This is a genomic window from Chromatiaceae bacterium (assembly GCA_024235395.1).
GTDB lineage: Bacteria > Pseudomonadota > Gammaproteobacteria > Chromatiales > Chromatiaceae > Thiosocius.
The window spans coordinates 1,094,461-1,119,258 of sequence record JACKMK010000002.1; the positions used below are offsets into that span (position 1 = coordinate 1,094,461).

20 protein-coding genes are annotated in these 24,798 nt (G+C 60.0%); 13 read left to right on the plus strand and 7 right to left on the minus strand.

Annotated elements, in window-relative coordinates; all coding sequences use genetic code 11:
* From H6955_13010 to H6955_13020, 3 genes are all read right to left on the minus strand, one after another.
* On the minus strand, nucleotides 1–1,290 hold the full coding sequence (locus H6955_13010) for an FAD-dependent oxidoreductase (protein ID MCP5314474.1): 1,290 nt from the start codon (nucleotides 1,288–1,290) through the stop codon (nucleotides 1–3).
* Nucleotides 1,291–1,316: 26 nt separating this feature from the next.
* Entirely contained in the window at nucleotides 1,317–2,267 is a 951-nt protein-coding gene (locus H6955_13015) for a sulfur oxidation protein (GenBank protein ID MCP5314475.1), read from the minus strand.
* Between the two features lie 442 nt (nucleotides 2,268–2,709).
* Nucleotides 2,710–3,123 (minus strand): DUF3096 domain-containing protein, encoded by a 414-nt coding sequence (locus H6955_13020; protein MCP5314476.1) that lies wholly within the window; start codon nucleotides 3,121–3,123, stop codon nucleotides 2,710–2,712.
* A 339-nt stretch (nucleotides 3,124–3,462) separates the two neighbouring features.
* Here H6955_13020 and H6955_13025 point away from each other — a divergent pair, with 339 nt between their 5' ends.
* The 3 genes from H6955_13025 to H6955_13035 all read left to right on the plus strand — a co-directional run bounded on the left by H6955_13025 (nucleotide 3,463) and on the right by H6955_13035 (nucleotide 7,345).
* Complete coding sequence (locus H6955_13025; GenBank protein MCP5314477.1) at nucleotides 3,463–4,449, plus strand: HlyD family secretion protein; 987 nt, start codon at nucleotides 3,463–3,465, stop codon at nucleotides 4,447–4,449.
* A 69-nt stretch (nucleotides 4,450–4,518) separates the two neighbouring features.
* A complete protein-coding gene (locus tag H6955_13030; GenBank protein ID MCP5314478.1) occupies nucleotides 4,519–5,955 on the plus strand; it encodes a DHA2 family efflux MFS transporter permease subunit in 1,437 nt (478 codons plus the stop codon).
* Between the two features lie 31 nt (nucleotides 5,956–5,986).
* The gene (locus tag H6955_13035; GenBank protein ID MCP5314479.1) at nucleotides 5,987–7,345 is read left to right on the plus strand and encodes an alkaline invertase; all 1,359 of its coding nucleotides are present in this window, start codon (nucleotides 5,987–5,989) and stop codon (nucleotides 7,343–7,345) included.
* A gap of 167 nt (nucleotides 7,346–7,512) precedes the next feature.
* On the opposite strand, the gene H6955_13040 is transcribed toward H6955_13035, so the two are convergent.
* From H6955_13040 to H6955_13050, 3 genes are all read right to left on the minus strand, one after another.
* Complete coding sequence (locus H6955_13040; GenBank protein ID MCP5314480.1) at nucleotides 7,513–8,322, minus strand: YfdX family protein; 810 nt, start codon at nucleotides 8,320–8,322, stop codon at nucleotides 7,513–7,515.
* Between the two features lie 338 nt (nucleotides 8,323–8,660).
* Nucleotides 8,661–9,305 (minus strand): OmpA family protein, encoded by a 645-nt coding sequence (locus H6955_13045; protein ID MCP5314481.1) that lies wholly within the window; start codon nucleotides 9,303–9,305, stop codon nucleotides 8,661–8,663.
* A 169-nt stretch (nucleotides 9,306–9,474) separates the two neighbouring features.
* Nucleotides 9,475–12,336: a bifunctional transaldolase/phosoglucose isomerase gene (locus H6955_13050; GenBank protein MCP5314482.1), complete on the minus strand. Its 2,862-nt coding sequence runs from the start codon at nucleotides 12,334–12,336 to the stop codon at nucleotides 9,475–9,477.
* 481 nt (nucleotides 12,337–12,817) lie between these two features.
* Between H6955_13050 and H6955_13055 the strand changes: the two genes are divergently transcribed.
* The 7 genes from H6955_13055 (at nucleotide 12,818) to H6955_13085 (ending at nucleotide 18,800) form a co-directional block, all read left to right on the plus strand.
* Nucleotides 12,818–13,453, plus strand: a complete 636-nt coding sequence (locus tag H6955_13055; GenBank protein ID MCP5314483.1) for an NAAT family transporter — start codon at nucleotides 12,818–12,820, stop codon at nucleotides 13,451–13,453.
* A 198-nt stretch (nucleotides 13,454–13,651) separates the two neighbouring features.
* Nucleotides 13,652–14,602 (plus strand): magnesium/cobalt transporter CorA, encoded by a 951-nt coding sequence (gene corA / locus H6955_13060; GenBank protein MCP5314484.1) that lies wholly within the window; start codon nucleotides 13,652–13,654, stop codon nucleotides 14,600–14,602.
* 303 nt (nucleotides 14,603–14,905) lie between these two features.
* Nucleotides 14,906–15,256, plus strand: a complete 351-nt coding sequence (locus H6955_13065; protein ID MCP5314485.1) for a PepSY domain-containing protein — start codon at nucleotides 14,906–14,908, stop codon at nucleotides 15,254–15,256.
* A 9-nt stretch (nucleotides 15,257–15,265) separates the two neighbouring features.
* The gene (locus H6955_13070) at nucleotides 15,266–15,883 is read left to right on the plus strand and encodes a cytochrome b/b6 domain-containing protein (GenBank protein ID MCP5314486.1); all 618 of its coding nucleotides are present in this window, start codon (nucleotides 15,266–15,268) and stop codon (nucleotides 15,881–15,883) included.
* Nucleotides 15,884–16,128: 245 nt separating this feature from the next.
* Nucleotides 16,129–17,154 (plus strand): hypothetical protein, encoded by a 1,026-nt coding sequence (locus H6955_13075; GenBank protein MCP5314487.1) that lies wholly within the window; start codon nucleotides 16,129–16,131, stop codon nucleotides 17,152–17,154.
* 163 nt (nucleotides 17,155–17,317) lie between these two features.
* Nucleotides 17,318–18,307, plus strand: coding sequence for a YfdX family protein (locus tag H6955_13080; GenBank protein ID MCP5314488.1), 990 nt, complete (start codon nucleotides 17,318–17,320; stop codon nucleotides 18,305–18,307).
* A gap of 106 nt (nucleotides 18,308–18,413) precedes the next feature.
* Nucleotides 18,414–18,800, plus strand: a complete 387-nt coding sequence (locus tag H6955_13085) for a DUF2306 domain-containing protein (protein ID MCP5314489.1) — start codon at nucleotides 18,414–18,416, stop codon at nucleotides 18,798–18,800.
* A gap of 5 nt (nucleotides 18,801–18,805) precedes the next feature.
* On the opposite strand, the gene H6955_13090 is transcribed toward H6955_13085, so the two are convergent.
* Nucleotides 18,806–21,007: an ATP-dependent metallopeptidase FtsH/Yme1/Tma family protein gene (locus tag H6955_13090; GenBank protein ID MCP5314490.1), complete on the minus strand. Its 2,202-nt coding sequence runs from the start codon at nucleotides 21,005–21,007 to the stop codon at nucleotides 18,806–18,808.
* 345 nt (nucleotides 21,008–21,352) lie between these two features.
* Between H6955_13090 and H6955_13095 the strand changes: the two genes are divergently transcribed.
* From H6955_13095 to H6955_13105, 3 genes are all read left to right on the plus strand, one after another.
* Nucleotides 21,353–22,843 carry a two-component sensor histidine kinase gene (locus H6955_13095; protein MCP5314491.1) on the plus strand — a complete coding sequence of 497 codons (1,491 nt, stop codon included), beginning with the start codon at nucleotides 21,353–21,355 and terminating at the stop codon, nucleotides 22,841–22,843.
* A complete protein-coding gene (locus H6955_13100; protein ID MCP5314492.1) occupies nucleotides 22,836–24,236 on the plus strand; it encodes a sigma-54-dependent Fis family transcriptional regulator in 1,401 nt (466 codons plus the stop codon). Before H6955_13095 ends, H6955_13100 begins: the two co-directional genes overlap by 8 nt.
* A gap of 68 nt (nucleotides 24,237–24,304) precedes the next feature.
* On the plus strand, nucleotides 24,305–24,604 hold the full coding sequence (locus H6955_13105; GenBank protein ID MCP5314493.1) for a DUF202 domain-containing protein: 300 nt from the start codon (nucleotides 24,305–24,307) through the stop codon (nucleotides 24,602–24,604).
* The last annotated feature ends 194 nt before the right edge of the window (nucleotides 24,605–24,798 follow it).

Below are 24,798 nucleotides of genomic sequence, written 5' to 3' on the forward strand. Positions count from 1 at the left end.
CTAGGCGAACAGTTTTTCGGCCAGCAGTTCGGCGGCATCGAGGCCCCAGGGTGGCATCTTGCCGCGCGTCTTGAAGAACAGATTCTTGTACTGCATTTTCAGTAGGTAAGGGACATGGCCCATCTTCAGCACCTGGGTATCGCCACCAAACCAGCTGTTCGACCGTATATAGAAGGCCTGGTTGTTGCCGATGTCACCAATGCAGTGCACGACGGGAGCGAGCGGCTTATCGGCATCTTCAGGATTCATGCGGCCGACATCTTTGGCGATCTGGCGACCTACAATCTCTGTCTCGGCGTGGCCGATCGCGCCCAACTTGGGAACGGTCACGGCGGCACAGTCGCCGGCGGCCAGGATCTCGGGATAGTCCGGGTTGCGCATTAGCAGATCGGTGACGATGAAGCCGCGGTTGTCGCTGATCGGTAGCCCCTTGAGAAACTCGTGCGGTTCCCAGTCGGGGAAGATGATCTTCAGTTCGGCCTCGACCGAGTCACCATTGGCAAACTCAATACCTTCTGCCGTGATCCGTTTGATGTCTTGCAGTTGGTTTTTGTAGTTGAATCCCATGTTCGACGCGATGCCGAGCAGTTCACCAACCACCTTTTCGCCGGCGTCCTCGGCGATCATGCTCGCCGGTGTGAACACGGTGATCTTGTCGGGACCGCCGCGACCATGGGTCTTTAGCCAGGTGGCCGCTGACAGCATGGTTTCGACCGGCGGGCCTTCACATGCGGCCAACGCGTCCGGGACACTGCCGCCTGGATACGGCTCGAGGCCGTGCGCGCCATCACCCTGGTTGAAGCGTGCTGAGCCGATGGCTATCGGTCCGCCCTGATAGTCATTGAGCAGATAACGGCGCAGGCGCTCGCCCTGATAGGTATCGGTAACGGTGTGGCCGTACTCGGCGTAGCCTTCGATCTTGTCGAACGCCAGTCGATTGCCCAGTGCAATGACCAGATAGTCGTAGTCAATGCGGAACGACGCGGCACCCGGGCGCTCGCTTGGTACGCAACTAACGTGTTTGTTGTCGGGATCAATGCCGACGACCTCGGCCTGGACGAAGTCCACGCCGTCGTCGGTCAGTGGCGCGACGATGTCCATCAGCATGGTGCGTGAAGGATTGCGACCTTCAAACACCTCGCTGGGAATGTTCGGTACGTAAAGCAGGTAGGGTTTGCGGTCGACCAGGGTGATGCGTACCGCGTCGCCGGCGAATTCTCGGATCTTCTGCGCACTGCCCAGGCCGGCAAAGTTGCCGCCGAGTATCAGCACATGGGGTTTGGTGTTCATGCTTGCTCTCCGTATATGCTCAGTGGTTACTTGACCAGGTGGCGACGCCACAGGCCCTGTTCCATCATGGGTGCGAAAACCTGGTAGTAGGGTCCGCGGTCGAGATGCCGCAACACACCGTCGTTGTGGATCTGGCGCAGTTCGTAGTCGACCATGGCGTGCCCCAGCCCCATGTGGGCGTGGTCCGGGCTCTCCCATTCCATGTGCACCAGATACTGGGTGGGGGTTTGTGCCGGGATCGGAGGTTTGTTGTGCACCTCTGAGCCATAGTTGGTGTTGTATTTCGGTGGGTTGGCGCCGAGGGTGGCCTTGAGCATGCCTTCCGGATCGAGTTGGAACGAGCCGATTGCTGACACGCCGAACTGCTTGAGCACCATCCAGCCAACCATGCCGGGCACGTTTTCCTTCATCCATTTCAGGGTTGCCTGCGCCCCTTCTTCGAACTCGTGCTCGTGACCGTGCATCACCCAGTGGTCGCCTATGACGACCGCCCGTTGACCCGACAATGCGACTTTTGGCACCGGCTGCTGGGCGGCGAACGATTCGCCGAGTACCGTCGGCACATCGGTCATGCTCATCAGCTGTGGCAGATCGGAGGCGATGATCTCGTAGTAGGGTTCCCACGGCCCTTCAATCACCATGTCGAGACAGTGTCCACACAGTTCGTAGATGGTGTCGAAGTTGTCGTGGTGCATCTCCTCGTGCGAGTGCACGTCTTTCCACACCGTGTACTGGTACATGCCCATCGGGTTCAACGGCGGTTCGCCGTTGCGCATGTCGATGGCACCACCACCATAGCGCCCGGCCATGGGATGGATGCCGATCTGCAACAGCTGTTCGAACCCGAGAAATCCGGGATGCGATGCTGTCGTGATGCAGACCTTCGGCCCGACATGCATCATTGTCTCGTAGCTGTCGGGGCGGTTGGCGATACGTGCCTGGTTGATCGCGATAATGGGGTTTTGCTGACTGCTCACGCTGTAATCTCCGAATGGCGCTTGTATGCCTTATGTATGGCAACTTCCCTGCCAATTCCGCAGTGTCTTGAATCGCCGCGATATTTCTCACGGCCTCGGATGCGGACTGCGCGGTGTTGGCGCATAGTCACCGCGCGCTTGGTTCTTATTCCCCAACACAACGTCGGATTGCGTGACTGCGCCGCCGCAATCCTCTACGCCTCGGCAGGCAAGCACCCTTGGCGAGGATCTTGCCCGAGCGATATCGACCGGCGGGCCTGGCCGTTCGGCGTTCGTAGGCGTGAATCGACAGCGTTGGCTGCTTGCCCGCTGTGCGTTGGCAGATCAGGCAAGGTGCCATTGAGCGCTTGGCCTGTGCAGAGTAGTTCTTTCGACACGCACAGGCGGACGCAAGAGAAATAGCGTTGCGAGTTGTACGCGTAGGCGTACCGCTAGGTCGAAGCTAAGCTGCGATCTGCAGGCGCGGGATGATCTCCATCAGACCGAACAGGATCAGATAGAACGCCACGATGTAACTGAGCAGGCGAGGCCAAACCAGGATGGCAATGCCGGACAGAATCGAAACAAGGGGTGAAAGCAAGGTGATGTCCACTGTTTGGTTCTCCAGAGAAGTTGCGGGGTTCACGCCATCGTCGTCGACACCATGTCTTGCCAGGTCAGGTGTCGGTATTGCCAGCGCCTGGCGCCAGTACTCGAAGACGGACAACAAGTCTTGGGCAGGAATCGTGCCGAGTGCGCCGGCGATTGCTTCATGACCAGGGGTTCTGTGCCCTTGGTGAAGGGGCGCTTCTTGCCTTCGACCGCAGTCGCTGTCTCGACCTTGGTGGACGTTCGCACAACCGGTAATCGATCGCATGGGGCGTGAAGGCGTCGCCGCCGAATTGAGACTCGGTTTGTTTGCACCATAAGTTGTGGCTGTTGGACCAAGTGAGATTGTGATCGTCGAGTCCACTGCGGGCTCGATCGGCGGTCGGCACGGATATGAACGTCACGGCGTCTGCGCTTTCTCTGTGGGGACCGGCCCTAGTCTTATGTCGGCGCGAGTGGGTGCGCTTGGCAAGGCAATTGCTACTTATGGAGAAAGCGATCGATCAGGATCATCGGTTGTACGCGATCGATCGACTAGACAGTGAGTGATGGGTTTACCTGCCACGGGAAATCAACGAATGCCACGCCGGCCATGGAAGCAAAGACAATGAATCTACGCCGTCTCTTGATCATCCTTGTGATCGTCGCCATCGGGGGTGCCGCCGCTTGGTACTACTATCGCTATGACCAGGCACACCCTTCGACTGCCGATGCCTATCTGAGCATGCACGTGGCTCGCATGGCCGCGCAGGTCAGCGGCCCGGTCGCCACCGTACCGGTGCACAGTCACCAGCCGGTTTCGGAGGGTGACCTGTTGTTTAGCATCGATCCAGCGGCGTTTGAGCTCGCGGTGCAGCAGGCCAATGCGCGGCTACAACAGGCCAAAGACACGGTGAGCGCCGCGAACGCCCAGGTCGCGGCGGCCAAAGCACAGGTGGATGCCGCCAATGCAACCTTGCAGGAGGTGCGGCATCACTCCGCGCGTGTCCGCGATTTGGTGGCCAAGGGCACTGCCTCTAAAGATGAAGGAGACGCAGCCGAGCGCGCATTCAAGGATGCCCGTGACAACCTTGTCGCTGCCAGGGCCGAGTTCGCGGCCGCGGAGGCGCGACGCGGAACGGTGGGTGACGACAACGCCTCGGTCAAGGCGGCCGAGGCGGCACTGGGACAGGCCAAGCTCGATCTGCAACATACGCGCATTGTCGCCCCAACCGATGGTGTTGTCGGTGAAGTCGACCTTCGCCCCGGCAGTTTCGTCAGTGCGGGAAGCCCGGTGTTCGCACTGGTGGAAACCGGAGAGGTCTGGGTGGATGCCAATTTCAAAGAAACCGATCTGGTGCAGATCCGGCCCGGCCAAGCGGCGAAGGTCAAGGTCGACTTGCTACCCGACAAGACGTTTGAGGGCAGGGTCGAAAGTCTCAGCCCGGCTTCCGGCACAGCCTTTTCGTTGCTACCACCGGAGAATGCCACTGGTAACTGGGTGAAGGTGACGCAGCGATTCCCGGTTCGAGTTCGCCTGCTGAATCCGGTATCGGGCCTGCGTGTGGGCGCCAGCAGTGAGGTCACGATCGATACGGCCGCGTCGCGTGACTGACGTGACGGGAGACTGCGGGTGAGCACGCCGACAATAGCGGGTAACAAGGTGCTGTCAGGGCTCGCCCTGATGTTGACGACCATCATGGTCATCATGGATATGACCATCGTCAATGTCACCCTTCCGCACATGATGGGTGCCCTGGGAGCCACCGCGGACCAGGTGACTTGGGTCCTGACTGGCTACATCGTGGCCGAGGCAGTTACCATTCCACTGACCGGTTTTCTGGCCGGACGGTTTGGGCGACGCCGTGTGTTGACGGTTGGTATCGCAGGATTCGTCGTCGCCTCCGCGCTATGTGGTCAAAGCAGCTCGCTCGCGGAAATCGTTACTTTCCGACTGTTACAGGGCGTAGCGGGCGCGCCACTGATACCGTTGTCGCAGGCTGTGCTGGTCGATGCTTTCCCTGACGATCAACGCGGCAAGGCGATGGCGATCTGGGGTATCGGAATCATGCTCGGTCCCGTACTCGGACCAACAGTCGGCGGTCTCGTTACCGAGCATCTCGATTGGCGCTGGGTGTTCTACATCAATCTTCCCGTCGGACTGCTCAACCTCGTTCTGGTGCGGCGGTTCATCGGGGAAACAGCGCGTCGCCCTGTCGGCACTGACTGGCTGGGTGCGGTTCTCATGGTGATCGGCATCGGCAGTCTGCAGATACTGCTCGATCGCGGTAACCAGGAGGGCTGGTGGCAGTCGGGGCTGATAGACGTGTTGACGGTCACCGCGGTGCTCGGCATCGTGCTGTTCGTTGTGCGCTCACTCAGCGTCGATCGTCCAATTGTCGATCTTCGACTGTTCCGCGACCGCAATCTGGCGGTCGCCTCCGGCATGATGTTGGTGTTTGGCCTGGGCCTGTTTGGCACAGTGGCCATACAGCCCATCATGCTGGAGCGTCTGTTCTCTTACCCTGCTGAAATGACCGGCTTGGTGATGGCGCCAAGGGCCCTTGGATCGGCGGTATCCATGGCCATCGTCGCGCGGTTGGCCGGACACGTTGACGACCGTTGGCTGGTAGGGACCGGCATGCTGTTGGCGGCTACGGGCACCTGGCTCATGTCAGGGTACAGCCTGGACATCAGTCCAGGATGGGTCATCTGGCCAGGTGTGGTGCAGGGTCTTGGCATGGGCGCAGTATTTGTACCACTGTCGGCCATGGCCTACGGTTCTTTGGCACCTGCGCAGGCGGACGCCGGCGCTGGGTTGTTCAACCTGGCGCGCACCATTGGCAGTGCCGTCGGGGTGTCGATAGCTGTGACCTGGTATACGCGATTCGGTCAGGCCGGCTGGAACCAGTTGGGTGGACACATCAACCCATATAATACCTCGCTGCATCATTGGCTGGCAGCGCAAGGCATCGATATGGCAAGTCCGGCGGCGCCGGCGTTGCTCGCACGAGAATTGGGTCGCCAATCGTCGATGCTGGCCTTTGCGCAGACCTTCCAGCTCATCGCGTTCAGTTTTCTGATGATGGCTCCACTGCTGCTTCTGTTGCGCAGAAAGTGACTTCACCTCAGCTCTCCAAATATCACATAGCATGAACGACGAATCACTGCAAAAGGCCTATACATTGCTGAACAGGTCCGTGATCTGTTGCGATGGTCGACCCATCGGAACGGCGGCCGTCGGCGATCCGGACCGCCCGCCAGCAAAGAACCACGGCGAGTGCTTCATTCGGGATTTTTTCGTTTCTGGTCTGGTGTTCCTCGCTGATGGGAACCCCGGCATTGTCCGCGCGTTTCTGCTCGCTGTGTTGGACATTACCGAGCAAGAACATGAGAGCACGGAAGCCAGTATCCATCCTTCGGTGATGCCGGCGAGTTTTCGTGTGGTGCGAGGCGCGGGTGGCTCGGAAACGCTCGAGGGCGATTTTGGAGATCGCGCGATCGGCAGGGTTGCTCCGGTGGATTCACTATTCTGGTGGACATGGCTGTTGTGCGTGTATGTCGACGCAACGGGAGACGTTGAGATCACGCGGCAAGACGACGTACAAAACAACCTGGAGCGGGTATTGGCGCTCAGTGCCAATGACGCGTTCGAGGTGTTCCCGACACTGATGGTCCCAGACGGCGCATTCATGGTCGACAGGCGCATGGGAGTCTATGGGCACCCGCTCGAGATCCAGGCGTTGTTCTACCGAGCGCTTCGCGGCGCACTGAGATTTCTGACGAAATCACCCGAGAATCAACGACTGGTGGCTTGCGCGGAGGCGCGTGCGGCACGGCTGCGGGACTACGTCCGCAAGTGGTACTGGATTGATTTGTTCCGTATGCGTGATATTCATCGTTTCCCGAACGAAGAGTTTGGTAAGTCCGGGGTCAATCTGCACAACATCCAGCCCGATGCTGTGCCGGAATGGGTAGCGGAATGGGTCGGCAATGACGCGGGTTACTTCGCCGGCAACCTGGGACCCGGTCGCATGGATTTTCGGTTCTTTGCTCAGGGCAATCTGCTGGCAATACTCTTCGGTCTGGCGACGGCCGAGCAGACTGCAGCCGTGATGAGGTTGTTTGAATCCCATTGGCCCGAGCTGATAGGTCAAATGCCGCTCAAGCTGTGCTATCCGGCATTGGAAGGAGAGGCCTGGTGTCTGTTGACCGGGGGTGATTCGAAGAACCGACCCTGGTCGTATCACAATGCCGGCAATTGGCCGGTCCTTTTGTGGGTGTTCGTCGCCGCCGCGCTAAAAACAGGGAACAACGCCCTGGCGCAGCGTGCGTACCAACTCGCAGCCGAACGCCTGGAGCAAGATGCGTGGCCGGAGTACTACGACGGAAAAAGCGCCGGTCTCATTGGACGCTATGCCAATTTGAACCAGACTTGGACGGCGGCGGCGTTGATCTTGGCCGACAAGTTGCTCAAAGGACATCCGATCACACCGTTGCTATTTGTCTGAACGCCGTCTTTGAAGGGTTACCAATGTTTCGCCGACAGGATGGCAATTGGCAGTCAGGCCCGCATTGATTCGCTTCTTTTCCCTCATGAGATGACCAATAGAAAGGCATCGCCGGACGATACGTCCGGCGATCAATCAGCGAGTCAAAGGGATGAGGTTCTCGCGGATTATCCGGCTTGCTTATCCGTTGTCTGTGATTGAGCAGGTGCGCTCTTGGCGGTTGCCTTTTCCTCGGGGAAGATATGCATGCTGACGGTTGCATGTACGAGGCTCAACAGGGCGTTATCGACGGCCGTCTGCGCCATTGTGACATTGGGTGGATCTTGGTCCAGCGACTTTCGGGCGGCTTCCACCTGGTTTTCGACGTAGAGAACAGGCAGGTAAACTGTGGTCGCAGAGATCTCCGCGGCGATTTCATCCAGTTTCGCCGCTGCTTTTTCTTTGTCACCCTTCTGCGCGTGTGTTACGGCTTCGTCGAGTTTCGACTTGGCCTGATTCGCCAGCTCTGGAGCGTACTCGGCCATCTCTTCCAGACTCGCGTAAATCGGCAGCAGGTCGTCGACAATCACCCCAGTCGTCGCGGCGAGCAGTTCATGTTTGGCATTGCGGATGTTGTCGACCACAACGGTATACGGAACCATCAGTTGCAGGCCCTCGGCGAAGTCGTCAGCCGCATTGAGCGCGGCGCGGGCCTCACCGAGCTTGTTTTCTGCAAGGTCGGTGTGGGCGTTTTGGACATGGCGGAGAAGGGCGCGTCCACCGTGCACTGCGATGCGCGACATGTCCGGGTCTTCCCAGCCTTCGAAATGAGCGACCGTCTCGCGTTCGGTCATCTGAGCCTGCGCGTCCGCCGCAGTTTTGTCGCCGTCGGCCTTGGTATCGTCGGCGAAAGTCGACGCTGCCATGCAAGCGAGTGCGATGGCCAGGGCAGTCGCTGTCAGAGGGCGATGCAGTGTCGAAAATGCTTTGGTTTTCATTTCGTAGTCTCCTCGATTGTGTATTCGGATTTGGTCTGTGCCAACGTGGCCGCAGATTCACATTGAGTATCGCAAGCGGCGTGCCAGATCCGCTGGACGCTCAGTGCTGGGGATTCAAGGGTTTGCCGGTACGAGTCCCGACGCATTGGCCAATAGGCACCGAGGACGGTGGTGTTGTCTGGTGGAAAGGAACCGCGTATGCAGATCGGCAGACCGATGCAACAACGGCGCGACGGTTCGAAGCAAAAAGATCCCCCGGTTGACGATTCGGCCGACCGGGGGAAATCAGGGGAGGATGAGAATTTGGTCGGTCGCCAGTACGGCGACCCGGTATCGATCTACTCGTTGGGCGACGCCAGCGTTATCGTGGCGATGTCGACCGTGTCGGCCAGGATTGCTTCGATGTCGACGCGGCGGTTTGGTGCCAGACAGCGAATCAACTTGTTTTCGCTTTTGATACTGGGACACGTGACCAGCGGTGCGGAGCTACCGTCACTTACGGCCAGGACGCGTTCGGCCGGGATACCCTTTGCTACGAGGTAGTTTTTTACATTCTGGGCTCGCCGCAACGCGAGCTGCTCGTTGTAGGGTGCGGGTCCGATCTTGTCCGCATGACCAGTGATCGTAATGCTTTGGAAAAGGTCGGCGTTGTCAACGGCCGCCACGACGTCGTCGAGGTCGGCCTTGACCTGATCATTCAGCTCGGCCTTGTCGAAGCCAAAAAATTCGGCGTCATCGACGGCGAACACGATCATGGCCTGATCATCTTCTACCACCAACGTCGGCTCAGGGCAGGTGGGCATGGATGTCTTCCAGGATCCGGTGTGTATGCAGCCACCACCGCCTGAAAGCACCGGTTGGCCTTCCGCGTCCGTAAGGTAGGCATCGGCTGCTGCGGCCAGGGATGGTTGCGCCACGCTCAGCGCGCCAATCAGTAGGATGCCGAACGCGGCGCCGGTCAAAGGTTTGCTCGCGAGTTTCATTACTTGTCTCCTTCAATACATATCGTGAGTTGATTCGCCGCGCCATGGGCTGGGCTTGGTCTGTACGCTGCAAGCCTGATGCCATCTTTCCAAGACCCAGTTTGATAGGGTGTTTCACCTGCTATTACAGTTAGCGACGCAACCGCTGGGTGATATCGACCGGGAAACATCAACCAGCTTTGGTTCGCAGTACCAAGCTGGTCAACTCTTCCAATCCGGTAACCGGATCTCTACCAAGATGTACTCGCACGATACGGCGACCCCGGTCGATCAGTTCGTTCTGGTCTGCCAACGCTTGCGCTGTTTGCGTGATGCCAAAGCGCAACTGGCGTCCGGGCGACGCGATATCGTCAATCACGTCGCGTGTCAGCATCAGAAACACACCGGTAGCAGGACCGCCTTTATAGACCTGACCCGTGGCGTGCAGGTAACGCGGACCGTATCCGAGACACGTGGCGACTCGGCAACGATCTCGCACCCTATGCCGAATGGCCTGCAGCAGCGTTGCGACCTGCTCATCGCCGCGGTCGAGGTACGCGAGCAAGGCGAAGTAGTCACCGGGCTGCAGTTGCCGCAGGTGAGCATCCAGCAGATCGCCGAATGTGGGGTTGTGGCCAGCTCGATTGCTTAGGATCTCCGCGTAGCCGTCGCCGGCATAGAGGGATAGATCGTTTCTACAGGCAAGGGGCTTAGCGTCCGGGAGTGGTTGTCCGTCGCGGACGCCGGTCGCTATCTGTCGGGCGGCCAGCTTGGCGCCCTCGACATCCGGTTGGTCGAATGGGTTGAGGTGCATCACCGCGCCGGCCACAGCGGTGGCGAATTCCCAGCGGAAGAACTCCTGGCCGAGATCGTACTGGTCGGTGATATCGATACGCACAACCGGGTGGCCGGCATCGACCAGATGATCGACCACTGCATCCTGTTCGGGGTCGTGTTCCGTTGCCAGCCGCAACTGGACGAACAATCGGTCTTCACCGTAGGACTCGGGCACACCCGGTTCCTCGCCGTTGACTGGTATCAGCCCCGTACCGAACTTGCCGGTGGATTCCGCCAACAGCTGCTCCAGCCAGCCGCCAAGCGACTCGATGCCGGGCGTCGCAATGAACGTCACCTTGTCCCATCCGGCCTGGCGTGCAGCTCCCAGGCAGAGACCGAGCACAACCGCAGGATTTTCTGCCGCGGGGGTCGCGACGGCACAGGCCTCGACCATGATCGCCGTGCGTTCCAGGAAGCGCTCAAGGTCAATGCCAAGCATCGAGGCCGGCACCATGCCGAAATCGGATAGAGCGGAATAGCGTCCACCAATACCGCGGCGACCGTGATAGACCGCCCGAAAACCACGGGCGAGGGCGCGGCGTTCCAACGGCGACCCTGGGTCTGTGATCGCGATGAAATGTAGCGGGGCTCGTTGTTCGCCGATCTTCTCCGTGAGGCGGTCAAGAAAATAATCGGCCAGCATGTCGGGTTCCAATGTCGTCCCGGATTTGCTGGAGACGATGAACAACGTCCGATCCAGATCGATGGCTCGTTCAACACGAAGTGTCTGATCGGGGTCGGTGCCGTCCAGCACGATCAGTGACGGATGGGCGGACGCGCTCCCGAACACACTTCCGAATACTTCAGCCGCTAGGCTGGAACCGCCCATGCCAAGTAGGACCATGTACTCGAAGTACTGTCCCTCGAACAGATGGCCGATGCTGCGCAAATCGGCCAGGCGACCGATTTGGGCTGGTACAATGTCCAACCATTCCAGCCACTGGTTCTCGCCTCGCCCCGTCCACAATGTGGCATCACGCGACCAGAGCCGGTCCACGGTGCGGTCTTCGTGCCACTCTTTCAGCAGTTGGCCGAGTCGTGCGTCCAGCGCAGCCGGCAGATGCAGGGTTTGGTGGTCGATCGGTGCCTGTATTGCTTGCTTACGTGCAGCAGAGACGGTGTCGAGCAATCGGCTATAAGCAGTGTTGAACTGTTCCAAGCCCTCGTTCAGGAGCGTGTCGGTAATTCCGGCCAGGTCGATGCCAACCCGATCCAGGTTTTCGAGTGTATGTGCCGCGGCATCCAGGCCGGTTTCCAAGGTCAGACGTGGACGACCGTGATCACGATAGGCATCGAGCGTTGCTGGGGGAACGGTGTTGACCGTTTCCTGACCAACGAGCATCTCGACGTAGCGTATGTCGTCATACGCCGGGTTCTTGGTGCTTGTGCTGGCCCACAAGAGACGCTGTGGACGTGCGCCTGCTGCCGCCAATGCATCCCATCGTGGTCCATTGAAGATCTGGCGCCAACGTTGATAGGCGAGCCGTGCGCAGGCGACAGCCGTCTGACCTGCGGCGGCTTCCAGCATCGAACGCTCGATATCACCGGGACCGTTGGCGACTCGATCCTTGATTCGGGCGTCCACGGCGGTGTCGATCCGGCTTAGAAAGAAGCTCGCGACAGAAACAGTGTGCTCCAGCGACAGTCCGGCATGGCGGCGACGCTCCAGTCCTCGCAGGTAGCACTCGGCAACCTGTTCATAGACCATCAACGAAAACAACAGCGTGACATTGACGTTCAGTCCCTCGGCGACCAGTTCCTCGACGGCCTCAATGCCGGCTGGCGTCGCGGGAACCTTTATCATCAGGTTGGGGCGATCGACCTCCTTCCAGAGCCGGCGTGCCGCCGCGCAGGTGGCCGATACGTTCATCGCGAGGCGAGGTGACACCTCGAGGCTGACGTAGCCGTCGCGGGCCTTGGACTTCTGATACACCGGGCGGAGCAGATCCGCGGCCCGTTGCACGTCCGCGATGGCGAGCCGCTCGTATACTCCTTCATCGTCCAAGGCCTGTTGATGGGCTATGGCGGCGATTGCCGAGGCGTAGTCCCGACTCCCGGCGATTGCCTTCTGGAAGATCGCCGGATTCGATGTTACGCCGCTGATTCCATCGTCCTGGATCAGTTTCTCCAGGCCACCACTGTCGAGCAGTCCGCGGCGAATATAGTCGAGCCACACAGCTTGACCGAGAGTGGTCAACGTCTTGATGGGGTTCATCGGGATGTCCTTCCGGCGGTCAGTGAATCTACTGTGGATCATTCAAGGTCCGTTCCACATCAGCTTGGCCCACTAGGCTTAAAGGGCACCGCTCGAAGTAGCGCCTGGATTGGGCTGTATCAACCGCGACCTCTGGGTCAAAGTCACCACCGGGAAGCGATCCGGCGGTCGGTGGGAGCGCCGGATAGGTTACCGTCGCATGGTCCGAATCCTGCTAATGAATTCACTAGAGAGGTAGCGAAGATGCCGCAACAGAACGTGTTCAACCGGCCCGGGCCTGGATGGAGTGAGGCCATCGTGCGCGGGTTCCCGATACCCGTTTGGGTGTTGCCTGGGTTGGGCTTCTGCATCTTTTCTGCGGGCGTTCGCGCGTGGTGGTTACGGCGATGGTCACGCGGCAGTCTTGCAAACGGGCACCCCTGTAGTGTGAAAGCTCAGTTCATCGTCATCGAAGATCGTCAGCGATCCCATGGTGGGCAGCATGGCTGAGTGGCATAACTGGATACATTCACTGGTCGGGTTGACCGTCATCGTGAACCCGCTGCTCGCGGTACCGGCGTTTGCCGCACTGACCGGTGGCGAAGACGGTGCTCAGCGACGCGCGACGGCGTATCACGCTGCGCTGACGGTTGCGGTCGTGCTGAGTGTGGCGGCGGTGGGCGGACAGGCCCTGCTGAAGCTGTTTGGCATCAGCCTGCCAGCATTTCAAGTCGGCGGTGGCATCCTGATTCTGTTGATGGCCATTGCGATGCTGCACGCACGCATGAGCGGTGCGCGACACACCGACGAAGAGGCGAACGAAGCACAGGAAAAGGAGCAGGTGGGTGTCGTACCGCTCGGCATACCGTTGCTGGCCGGACCCGGTGCGATCAGCACGGTGATCATCTACGCGCACAGCAGCTCCGACTGGAAGCAGACAGGGGTGCTGGTGCTCGAGGTCTGCCTGGTCGCCACGCTGGTATGGCTGGCATTGCGTCTGGGTGACCGGGTGGCTGCTTTACTGGGCACCACGGGCATCAATATCGCGACCCGCATCATGGGGCTGCTCCTCGCCGCCATCGCGGTGGAGTTCATTGCCCATGGGTTGACATCACTGCTGCCGGGATTGGCGACGTAGAGCGATCCAGGTCGATGTCGATCCGGGTGGCGGGTTAAACCACGGAGCGTCGGGAGAGCAAACAAGGTGGGAAAGCGACGATTTTTGCACGGCAAGCGTTATCGGAGTCCAGGAACACCGCCAGGATCATTGTTACAGTCCACTTCTGAGTCTGGTGCATCCTTTCGTTGTCACACTGTACATTTTGGTTCCTCTGGCGTGTTCGAGGAGGAGCAAGCGGCCACGTGTGATCCTCCGTCACAATGGAAGGACGATCTGTGGCTGGACATCACAGGTGTGCCACGAGCAGGAAGCCTCGAGCGACTGCGTGATCGTTTGGGATTGCATGAACTAGCGCTCGAGGATGTTGTCACGGGTGGCCAGCGTCCGAAACTGGACGACTATGGCGACGTACTGTTCGTGGTCCTGATCCGGCCGTACTGGGTGGGCGGTGACGTGCGCCTGGAGCAGGTCAGCCTGTTCCTGGGCGAACGATTCGTCGTCAGCATCCACGAGTCGGAAGACGATCTGTTCGCCCCAATCCGTCGGCGCCTCGCGGACCAGCATGCTCCGTTGGCAGAGGGTGGCGTCGAGCGACTGTTTCACGCGCTGCTGGACTATGTAGTAGACCAGGGGTTCCCCTTGCTGGACATGCTCGGGGAGCACGCCGAGAAGTTAGAAGAGAATCTGCTCGAATGTCCCGGCCCCGACACGTTGACGCACATCTACCAGTTGAAACGCGATCTGCTGCAATTGGGCCGCGGGCTCTGGCCAACCCGGGAGATGCTCAACCGCTTGATGTTATTGGGCAGTTCACGGATCGGCTCCGACCTTCTGCCGTATCTGAAGGATGTCCACGATCATGTGCTATTTCAAGTGGACCTCGTTGAAGCCCACCGCGAACTGGCGGTCAGCCTTCTGGATGTCTATCTGTCCAGTGCGAGCCATCGCTTGAATGACATCATGCGTGTCCTGACGATCATTTCGACCATTTTCATTCCACTGACGTTTGTCACCGGTCTTTACGGCATGAACTTCGTCGTTGATACCACCAGTCCTTGGGCAATGCCGCTGACACACTGGCGATACGGATACCCTGCGGTATTGGTCTTCATGCTGATGGTGGCCGCGGGCATGCTCTGGTTTTTTCGCCGTAAGGGCTGGTTGTAGTCCCAAGGAAAAGCTGGTCGCAGATTGCGTTTACACCACAGCGTTAGCTTAGAAGCTCGGGGGGTGACGTTACTCAGCGCTCACCCGAGGGTATCGCACCAGTTCCCCCGGGATGTACTTCAAGAGAGAGAATGCAGATGAAAATCCACTTGCCTACCGTTTGCCGCTTGACCGCCTGCCTGATACTCCTGACTTTCACGACAGCCGCCTTTGCCGGGCAAGCGCCCGGCCTGGCCGACGTGGTGTCGACCGCTGAGAGCTTCTCCGGTCAGCCCGCGCGTGGTGCTACGCTGGAAGACCGCGATGGGGGTGCTGTATTACCGGGTCACGACTGCCGGGCCGGACGGAGGCTTGGCATTAACGGTAGACCCGGCATCCGGCAAGGTCCTCGATGCCGATCCCGATTTCATGCTGAACTGGATCAGCAAAGAGCGCGTTCTGCTGATGGACGATCGGGACGACAAACGAGGCGGGTTGGCCCGGGCGATTCGTGCCGCGGAGCGGCGCGCCGGTGGCCAAGCGCTCAAAGCGGATTACCGCAAGCAAGGCGCAAATGGCGTCTACACCGTGGACGTCTTGTCAGGACGGCGTGTTGAAACGATCGACGTGGACGCTGCGAGCGGACGCGTAATCGACAGATTGTTGGCGCGCTAAGAAGCAGCGATGTACAAGCGATTCCGTCATTCCCTCGTCACGCGCCTGCTTCACATCGGATTGTCGTTTGGTGTGACCCTCCAACTGTTGCTCTCGACGTTCATGCAGAAACCGAAGTCCGGGATTGAATACCCCTGGCTTGAGACAATTGGCTTCGAACTCCATGAGATGGTCGGTTTGCTGCTGATGTCGTTGACACTCGCCTGGTTTGCGTGGTTGTTCGTGCGGCGGCAAGAGGACGGCCTAGGAGCGCTGTTCCCCTGGTTCTCGACCGTGGAAAGAAGCGCGTTGTTTACGGCTGGTCGCCGCGCCCTGATCGCAGCGCGCAATCTAAGCATGCCCGACGACAGCGATGGCTACCTGATCGCACGCGCCGTCCACGGCCTGGGCGCGTTGTGTGCGCTGGGTATGGCGTTCACCGGCTCGCTGGTCTGGCTCGGTATGTCGGAACCGGGGGAGATTGCCGGGTGGGCGCTACCGGCTCTGGAAGTTCACCAGATTCTCGCGACATTCATGTGGGCCTATCTCGTCGGCCACGCCGGCATGGCCTGGCTGCATGATTTTCGGGGCGAAGCGCTCGTGCGCCGGATGTTCTCGTTCAGGGGGCGCGACCTGCCGGACGCGTAAGCAGTCGGATTGCGTTGGGGAAAATGAGCCGATGTATTCGGGGCATATTCGCCAAATGCGCTGTGCGCCGGCGATGCGCCTGTCCACGATCCGCCGTTTGACCCGGGGTGAAATGCATCAACTCGTGCATTGGCACCCAATCTGCATCGACTCAATCAAACCAGTAGCGCTTTGCCTGCGCATCGGCAGCGGCACCGTGAAACCCACGTGTGCAGGTCTTGGATGGAATTGAGGAGGGTTTGAGCATGCGATACCTGGAGCTGTACAGACAGCTACCGAACAAACTGGCACTGATCGCGTTGCTAGTGGCGGCCCCGATGGGAGGTTTCGCGGCAAGTGAGCCCGATGATGGCTTACTGACCGAGGATGCGCGGCCACCCGGCGTCGTGCAGTACAGCAAAGAGCAGGCCCCTCTTTATTACGATCCCGTGTCACTGCAACTGGGTCGGGATCTGTATGCCAGTCTGCAGAACGCCCGGTCCGCAGCGCGAGATAAGCAACCCGCGCTATTGCGCATCGCGCTGCAAGAGGCAGTCGACGATCTGGCCACGCTGCAGCTTCCAGAGGAGCAGACCGCACTGTTGGCGCAGTTGCGGATCATTCGAAACGATCTGTCGGACAGCAGAAAGCCACTTGATCACCAGTTGTGGGTTCCGGTGCAGGTCGACATCGACGAATCGATCAAGGACGCACCAGTCGACGTTCAGCACCAGGTCCGCGCTGCCGTTCAGAGTGGAAAGCAGGCGGCGACGCAGGGGGACCGTGATCGTGCTAAAGCGCATCTCGACCAAGTGACTTCAACGTTGAGTTATTCGCTGGGTGTGTTTCCACTTCAGCGTATGAGTGCGCTACTCGATGCAGCATTGCGCGCAGCATACGCAGATCCGCCGAACTGGGACAGTGTGATTGACTTGGTAAACCATGCCACAGCCGCCATTCGTTGGTACGCGCACGTCCCGGTGTCCGGTCTGGCCGGTGCCTATTCTGATGTCATCAACGCTCACCGGCTTGCACTCATTGGGAAAGGGTCACTTGTTCAGCAGCAGATTGTCGCTTACGTCGGGCGAGCCGTAACCAAACTCTCGAGGTCACCGGAGACCAGGCCATTGGCTCAGGAGGCCGCTGCGTTATCAAGGAAGGCGTCGTCTGGAAAGCCCGTAGTCGACGATTTGCAACGCTTGCTTGGCGACCTGCGTTCTCAGATCGCATTCGAGCAGACGCGCGCACGAGATCGCTACTGGGAGGAAGTCGGGAAAGGCGTGATGCCCTGACGGCCGGGCCACGTTTGCCGAAGCAAACGCCGCGCTGGCTACTTCATCCTATCTACAGAACTTGTTTCGCGCTTGCGCGTCGCTCAGGTTGGTCGGGGCGAGGCAAGGCGCATCGACTGGAGCTGCTGTCATGAACCGTATTACGAAGAGTCGCTTTACCGCGGTGCTGTTGACGACCGGGCTAGGCCTCGCTGGAGCCTATGCAGGGGCGACGGATGTGCGAGCGCCCGCATACTACGAGACGCCGCCGCCGGCGCCGGCGCTATCGGTGCCGCCGGCTAAAGACTTCGCGTCGAATGCCGGGACGGCAGTGAGCGAGCAAGATGTCGCCGGAGTTAAGACAATCGAGTCTGAGCAACCGGTTGAAGGTATCGATTCGGAGACGCTGGGCAAGGCGCGTGCGCTGTACAAAAATCTGCTGCTTGCGCTGCGTGCCGCCGAGCAGCACGATAACATCGACATGCGTTTGGGCTTGAACAATGCCAACCGTATCGTCGATTCGCTGTACACATCATCCGCGCTGCAGGCGCTGATGCAGCAGTCCGCGATTATTCGCGAAGACCTCAAGCGAAGCGGAAAGACCCTTGACAAGGGACTTTGGTTACCCCTGCAAGCCGAGTTGGAGACGTTCCGTGTGGCGCTGCCAGTCAAACGCTATCAGGCAACGAAGTCCGCAATCGACAAAGGGGTTGCAGCCGCACAGGCCGGCGACAAGAGCAAGGTCCGTGCAGCGCTCGATACGATCGAACAGTCCGTGGTGCGGCACTTCACGCTATTGCCACTGGCCACGATACGCGCTGATCTGCGTGCCGCGGACGATGCCGTCGATCCGGCGCCGCCTTATTGGCCCGGCGTTCACGAGGCGCTGCGTAGTGCGCTTGCATCGATTCGGTGGGTCACGACGGTTGGGGCAAATGATTGGATATCGGCATACACGGACGCCGTCAAGGCGATTAAGACGGCGCCGGAAAATCCGGATCAGGCGCGCGGCTGGTTGCGCTCGGTGGCAGCGCGCCTACAGGGTCTCTCTGGTGCCGGCGATCTGGCCAACACCGCACGCGGGTTGTCGATCAGTGATCCACTTTCTCCCGATGCGCTCTACGACTTGGTCGACGCTATCGGTGCGCATGTTTCGGCGGCAGGCAGTCCGTGAAAAGGTGCACCCGTGTCGATCGCCGGATCAACAGGGTGGGGCGGTATCAGTGGGGACGATGCACTGTTCTTTCGCGTTGTCGGTCAGCGAGCATCGGGATCGTCCGATGAGTTATTTGCAATTGGCTTACGTCCATCTGGCCACCGTAGTGCCAGCACTGCTTGTGGGTGCATTCCTGCTGACGAGAGAGAAAGGAGACCCCAAACACCGACATGCGGGTAAAGTATACCTGATGCTCATGTTCGCCACCGGGGTCGTGACCCTGTTCATGCCGGCGAAGGTTGGCCCTCAGGTCTTCGGAAAGTTCGGGTGGCTACACGGTCTCAGCCTGCTGGTATTGTACACAGTACCAGCAGGTTACCTGGCGGCGAGAAATCACTCTGTGGGTAAACACCGGCGGAGCATGATCCTTCTGTATACCGGAGCTGTTGCAGCTGGGTTGTTTGCACTGGCTCCCGACAGGCTGTTGCATCGTTGGCTGTTTGGCATGTAAATACATCAAAAAGGTGCAGTAGCCGATTCGTACCGCTGCCTCGGTTCATCCGGGGTCTCGGGTCTTGGACCCAGCAGCCGCAGCAGGTCATCGTATTCCACCGTCTCTTTCTCCAGCAACGCAGAAGCAAGTCGATCGAGTCGCTCGCGTGCTGCTTCCAGCAGCCTGCGCACGGCATCGTGGCTTTCGGAGAGCAGGCGTTCGATCTCGGCATCCACGCGCCGCGCTGTATCCTCGCTGTAGGGCCGCCCCTGACCTAACTCATAACCCAGAAATCGGTCCTCTCCCGAGGATTCGTAGGCCGCCAGCCCCAGTTCGCTCATGCCCCAGGCCGTCACCATGCGCCGGGCCAGTCGAGTGGCCTGGATCAGGTCGTTCTCGGCGCCGGTGGTGATCTCGCCGATGGCCGTTTCTTCGGCGGTGCGTCCACCCAGCATCACGCGCAGGCGTGCGCCAAGATACTCCCGCGAGAGGTTGTAAAGGTCTTCGGAGGGACGTTGTTCGGTCACACCGAGTGCCATGCCATGTGGCACGATCGTCACTTTGTGTACGGGGTCGGCACCGGGGGTCAACCAGGCAACGAGAGCATGGCCGCTCTCGTGGTACGCGATCACGCGACGCGCGGCGGGATCCAGTGCGAGCGGCCTGATGTCACCCAGTACGATGCGGTCGAGGGCGATTTCGAAGTCTTTACGTGCGATCTCGTCGTGGCCCTCACGCGCGGCGACCAGCGCCGCTTCGTTGCACAGATTGGCGAGCTGTGCGCCGCTCATGCCCATGGTGATGGCGGCCAATACATCGAGGTCAACGTTGTCGGCCAACGCCAGCGGCTGACTGTGGATGCCAAGGATGCCGCGCCGACCAGCAAGGTCGGGCAGACCAACCACGACTTCCCGATCAAACCGTCCGGGACGGCGCAGCGCCGGATCAAGCACGTCGGGCCGGTTGGTGGCGGCCAGCACAATGACGTTAATGCGGTCGTCGAATCCGTCCATCTCGACCAGGAGCTGATTGAGGGTCTGTTCGCGTTCATCGTTCACCTGCCCGAGCCCAGCGCCGCGGCGGCGGCCCACGGCATCGAGTTCGTCCACAAACAGTATCGCCGGTGCGGCTTCCTTGACCTCCTTGAACAGGTTGCGGACACGGCTGGCACCGACGCCGACGAACATCTCGACGAACTCCGATCCGCTGATTGAAAAGAATGGCACCTGTGCCTCACCGGCGACCGCGCGTGCAAGCAAGGTCTTGCCGGTACCTGGCGGACCGGCGAGCAACACGCCACGGGGGATGCGTGCGCCAAGGGAACGGTACCGATCGGGGAATTTCAGGATGGAGACGATCTCTTGCAGCTGCCCCTTGGCGGCATCGGCGCCGGCGACATCGGCAAAGGTGACGGCGGGCGCCTGTTCGCGGTTGAAGCGACGTGCTTGCGACTGGCCGGTGCCGAAGATACTCTGCTGTTGTTTCATGGCGCGCCGACCCATCCACCAGAAGAAACCTACAAGTAGCGCCGTGGGCAGGAGCGTGCCGAGCAGGCCCGCGAACCAATGCGGCGGCTTGGGCACCGCGACGATTTCGACCGCATTGGTCTCCAGGAGGGGCAGGAGCCGCGGGTCTCCAACGGAACTCGGGAACACTGTGGTGAAGTCGACCACCTGGGCCTTGGGTACGGCGTCTTTCTCTTTGGCCGGCGTGCTCGTTACGGCGGGTGACGCCTTCTTTGTCTGCACGGCCCCCGATTTGTCGGCCTTCGTCGCTGGATTGGCTGTGCCTGGGGACGCTTTGGCAGGTGTCACCGTACTCAACTGACCTGTGTGCCGGTCCCAGTCGCGCGCCCTGCGCAGTTTGCCGATGATCTCACTGCCCTGGATGCCAACTCGCTCGACGTTGCCGGCTTTGACCTCAGCGACGAAGCTGCTGTACGGCACCTTGGCGACCGTTGGGGTCTGCTGATTCATGAACATACCCGCCAGATTCCAGCCCACCAGCGCGATCAGCAATGCCCACCAGACGGCCACCGACTGCGGCGCAGGTGGTGGGTTGCCACCTGGTGACGATCGCCGATCGGTCGCGGGCGATTCGGCGCCACGCGGACCTTTGTCCGTACTCAAGCGCAACCGTGAAATCAGCATCATCGCTGCGACGACCACCAGCGGGAGCCAAGTAAGCCAAGCGAGGCTCGGATTCCGAAACGCATCGATGTCCATTCGCAGGATCCTGTGTGTGACTGTATGACGATGACCCAAGCGAATTTTGTGCCGGCTTCCAATGTTCCCGTTAGGTGCGTGCCGACCGGAGGATTCGCGTCGGACGACCCGTGACGATCGAAAGTATTGGTTTATTCAAACCAGACCGCGGGTATCATGAACCAGGCGAACGAACGGAAGTGGCCTCAACACGTGGCGACGAATGCGAGATTGTGGCGGCACGCAGCTTGCAACGAGCACTGCCTGCGATTCAGGGATTTTGACAGCGGGTTTTCGGTCGAGTAGGCATGCGATGTCGATAAAAGTTCAACTGAAGATTGACGGCGCTCAAGGGCAGGGCTTGCCGTGAGCCCGCCCAACGTTCACCTGTCGTTGGGACGCTTATCCGTTCGACGCATCTTCTGGCTCCCGCTTATCTTCACGGCCGTACTGATGTTGGTCGTGTTGGTTGGCTTGGTGGTGATGTCCTGGCGCAGCCTGGATCGACTGGGACCTGTACAGGAACACTTGGCGCACATCGCGCGGATCCAGGATGTCGGTTTGACGATGGAGCAAACGCTGCTCAAAGGCCTACGTGGAGCGCGCATCGACCAAACTGAGCTTGAGCAGCTGAGAGAGCAGGTACGTGAGATCTCGCTGCTGGAAGGCGCGCTGCATCCCGACACCCAGCGACGACTCAACCATATCGTGCAGCGCATCGCGCAAACCAAGCCAGGTTCCGTGGAGATCCTGTTCGAGACGTTGGCGCAAGTGCGGGCGGTGCTTGCCAATGAGCGCGAGCAGCATGACGGTCTTTTGGTGAGTCTGACCGAGAGTACGCGGGTGGAACTGCGCTTGGCGGTGTTGTTGCTGGTGGTGCTACCGTTGGGAGGTGGGGCAGCCTTGTTACTGTTGCAGCACCGCTTCGAACAGCCCCTTGCGGATCTGCAGCACCTGCTCAACCGTTTGGCTGAGCAGGATTTTCGCCTGGTGCCCGACGACGTGCTGAACCGAAGCGCCAAGCTAGCCAGGCCCGCCTTGCACAGTTTCAACGGCTTGGTTTCCCGCCTTCAGCAACTGGAGGCCGAACACGAAGACCGTGAACAAACGCTGGAGCGCCGCGTGCGAGAGGCGACTGAGGCGTTGCTTGCGCAGAGTCGGGAACTGTCGCGTGCCGAGCGCCTTGCCGCGGTCGGTGCGGTATCCGCTGGCCTTGCGCACGAGCTACGCAATCCGTTGGCAGGCATCCAGCTGGCCTGTTCCAAGATGCACAAGCAGTTGGGTGACGGCGATCAGGCGGCGCGGATGACCTCGGTCATCGTAGAACTCAAACGCATTACCCATCTGCTGACCGAGCAGGTCGATGCAGCACGTCACGCGCCAGAGCCGTTCGTCAACCTGAGTATCCGCGATACCGTGGACCAGTTACTCGAGCTCATGCGCTACCAAACACCGCCAAAGATCGCCCTGGAGTCGCGTATTGACGAAGGAATGCAGTGTGTACTACCCGCGGCCGGGCTGCGCCAGGCACTGCTCAATCTGTTGCTTAATGCGGTGCAGATTCAAGGCGAAGAGGGACGGATCGAAATTGCTGGCGCCAGGCTGGACGGTCAGCTGATCATCGAGATCAGCGACGAGGGGCCAGGATTTCCCGAGGAGATGCTGCGCGCGGGCATTCGTCCTTTCGCAACGAACCGCGCCGGAGGTACTGGACTCGGGTTGGCCATGGTGCGCCGCTTTGTCCGCGACCTCGATGGCGATCTAACACTAGAAAATCGTTCACCACGCGGCGCGCGGGTAACCTTGCGCCTGCCTTGCGGTCCGCCCGCTGAATCGGGAGAAGAATCAAATGCCTGACACTCTGTTGGTTATCGAAGACGAGCCGCTCCTGGGCGCCGAACTGTGCGACGAGTTTTCGGGCAGTGGCTGGGATGCTGTGCACGCAACGGACCTCAAGCAGGCAGAGCGTTTTCTATTCGAGCAGCACCTGGAACCGCTTGTTGTACTGTCGGACATGAACCTGCCCGATGGCAACGCCCTGGATCTACTTGAAAAGGTGCGTGCCAAAGGGTTGTTGAGCGAATGGATACTGCTCACCGCCTATGGTGGTGTCCCCGAGTCGGTGCGCGCACTCAAGCTTGGTGCATTTGATTTCCTGGAAAAGCCCTGTGACCAGGAACGCCTGCAAATTGTCGTGGCAGGTGCTGCACGCAGCGCGCGGGCGCAACGGCGGCTGCAGGATGAAGAGCGTACCCGAGGCGACCGTTACTCGCCGGATGCCTTCGTCGGCCGTAGCAAGGCGGCACGCGAGGTGAGGGATATGCTCGGCCGGCTGGCCAATGTTCCCTTTTCCGCGCTGCTGATCACCGGCGAAACTGGGACCGGAAAGGGCCTTGTAGCGCGGATCTTGCATTACGCTGGACCGCGTGCCAGCGGGCCGTTGATCGAAGTCAACTGTGCGGCGCTGCCGAGGGAGCTGATGGAGGCTGAGCTGTTCGGACACGAGACTGGCGCCTTTACCGGCGCAAAGGGTCGCCGCCGCGGCCTGATCGAACAGGCCAATGGTGGCACCTTGTTCCTGGACGAACTGGGTGAACTGGAACTGGATCTTCAAACCAAGCTACTCAAAGCGATAGAAGACCGGCGAGTGCGCCGGCTGGGCGGCGAGCGCGAACTGGATGTTGACGTTCAGGTTGTCGCCGCCACCAACCAGAAGTTGGAAGCGCGTGTCTCGAGTGGTGAGTTTCGCGCGGATCTCTACCATCGTCTCGCCGTGTTTCGCCTGGCAGTCCCGCCATTACGCGATCGTCGGGAAGACTTGGAGGATCTTCTGCCCGTTTTCATTGATGAGTTCAACGCCCGGTCCGGGCAACGGGTGGAGACGGTGCCGTCGACCGTGTGGCAACGTCTCGGTACCTACGGTTGGCCAGGAAACGTACGTGAACTACGTAATCTCGTCGAACGCTGCGTGCTGCTCGCCGACGGACCGGTGTTTTCTGAGCGTTGGTTGCATCTGGACAGTGCAGAGGCAGCGGGAGCCGAAGCAAGACCGGGCGCTCAGACCGACGGCGATCGTATCTGCCTGCCGTTGGACGGCAGCATCAGCCTCGATGAGATGGAGCGCAGTATTCTGACCGAATCGCTGATGCGCAACAGTGACAATGTGAGCCTGACCGCCCGGGTGCTCGGCACCACCCGGGAGAAACTGCGCTACCGTGTGCAAAAGTACGGATTGAAGACGAGTGACTGACGCACGGGCGGGCGAGACGGCTCTAATAGTGGAAGACGAACGATGAACGTACAGGTGGTTGCTGAACAATGAGGTGGTCCACATCCACGTATCAACTCTATGCCGGCAATGCCAAGAACCTGATCCTTCGAGACCAGCTGGCCATCGACCGGACGCGCCTGGCCAATGAGCGTACCTTGTTGGCTTGGTGGCGAACAGCCTTGATGATGTTGGTATCGGGCATAACACTGCTGAAGCTGTTCGAAGGCAACATCGCTATAGAACTCATAGGAGGCGCGCTAATCCCCGTGAGCCTCCTGACCGCAAGCTGGGGCACGTACCGCTTCTGGCGTACACGTGCATCCATCAAGGTTGCAGTCACCGACTGAAACCATTCGGGCCGTATCCCCCAACGGCTGAATTTCCCCGGTTTATTTTCACCAACTCGTCGCCACCTGGTTGCTTGCCATCCTGGCAACGCCCGTACCGTGGGGCGTTCGCGTTTGGCACATCCTGTGCTTCGTTGAGTTCATCCAAGCTCGAACAATTGATGGCGACCTGCCGTGTTCGATCTACAGACTAG

What these genes read in the sequence shown, in the direction of transcription:
- H6955_13010 (MCP5314474.1), bottom strand. Translation starts at nt 1,290, where the DNA reads ATGAACACCAAACCCCATGTGCTGATACTCGGCGGCAACTTTGCCGGC.
- H6955_13020 (MCP5314476.1), bottom strand. Translation starts at nt 3,123, where the DNA reads ATGCGATCGATTACCGGTTGTGCGAACGTCCACCAAGGTCGAGACAGC.
- H6955_13025 (MCP5314477.1), top strand. Translation starts at nt 3,463, where the DNA reads ATGAATCTACGCCGTCTCTTGATCATCCTTGTGATCGTCGCCATCGGG.
- H6955_13030 (MCP5314478.1), top strand. Translation starts at nt 4,519, where the DNA reads ATGTTGACGACCATCATGGTCATCATGGATATGACCATCGTCAATGTC.
- H6955_13035 (MCP5314479.1), top strand. Translation starts at nt 5,987, where the DNA reads ATGAACGACGAATCACTGCAAAAGGCCTATACATTGCTGAACAGGTCC.
- H6955_13040 (MCP5314480.1), bottom strand. Translation starts at nt 8,322, where the DNA reads ATGAAAACCAAAGCATTTTCGACACTGCATCGCCCTCTGACAGCGACT.
- H6955_13045 (MCP5314481.1), bottom strand. Translation starts at nt 9,305, where the DNA reads ATGAAACTCGCGAGCAAACCTTTGACCGGCGCCGCGTTCGGCATCCTA.
- H6955_13050 (MCP5314482.1), bottom strand. Translation starts at nt 12,336, where the DNA reads ATGAACCCCATCAAGACGTTGACCACTCTCGGTCAAGCTGTGTGGCTC.
- H6955_13055 (MCP5314483.1), top strand. Translation starts at nt 12,818, where the DNA reads ATGGCTGAGTGGCATAACTGGATACATTCACTGGTCGGGTTGACCGTC.
- H6955_13065 (MCP5314485.1), top strand. Translation starts at nt 14,906, where the DNA reads ATGGGGGTGCTGTATTACCGGGTCACGACTGCCGGGCCGGACGGAGGC.
- H6955_13070 (MCP5314486.1), top strand. Translation starts at nt 15,266, where the DNA reads ATGTACAAGCGATTCCGTCATTCCCTCGTCACGCGCCTGCTTCACATC.
- H6955_13075 (MCP5314487.1), top strand. Translation starts at nt 16,129, where the DNA reads ATGCGATACCTGGAGCTGTACAGACAGCTACCGAACAAACTGGCACTG.
- H6955_13085 (MCP5314489.1), top strand. Translation starts at nt 18,414, where the DNA reads ATGAGTTATTTGCAATTGGCTTACGTCCATCTGGCCACCGTAGTGCCA.
- H6955_13090 (MCP5314490.1), bottom strand. Translation starts at nt 21,007, where the DNA reads ATGGACATCGATGCGTTTCGGAATCCGAGCCTCGCTTGGCTTACTTGG.
- H6955_13100 (MCP5314492.1), top strand. Translation starts at nt 22,836, where the DNA reads ATGCCTGACACTCTGTTGGTTATCGAAGACGAGCCGCTCCTGGGCGCC.
- H6955_13105 (MCP5314493.1), top strand. Translation starts at nt 24,305, where the DNA reads ATGAGGTGGTCCACATCCACGTATCAACTCTATGCCGGCAATGCCAAG.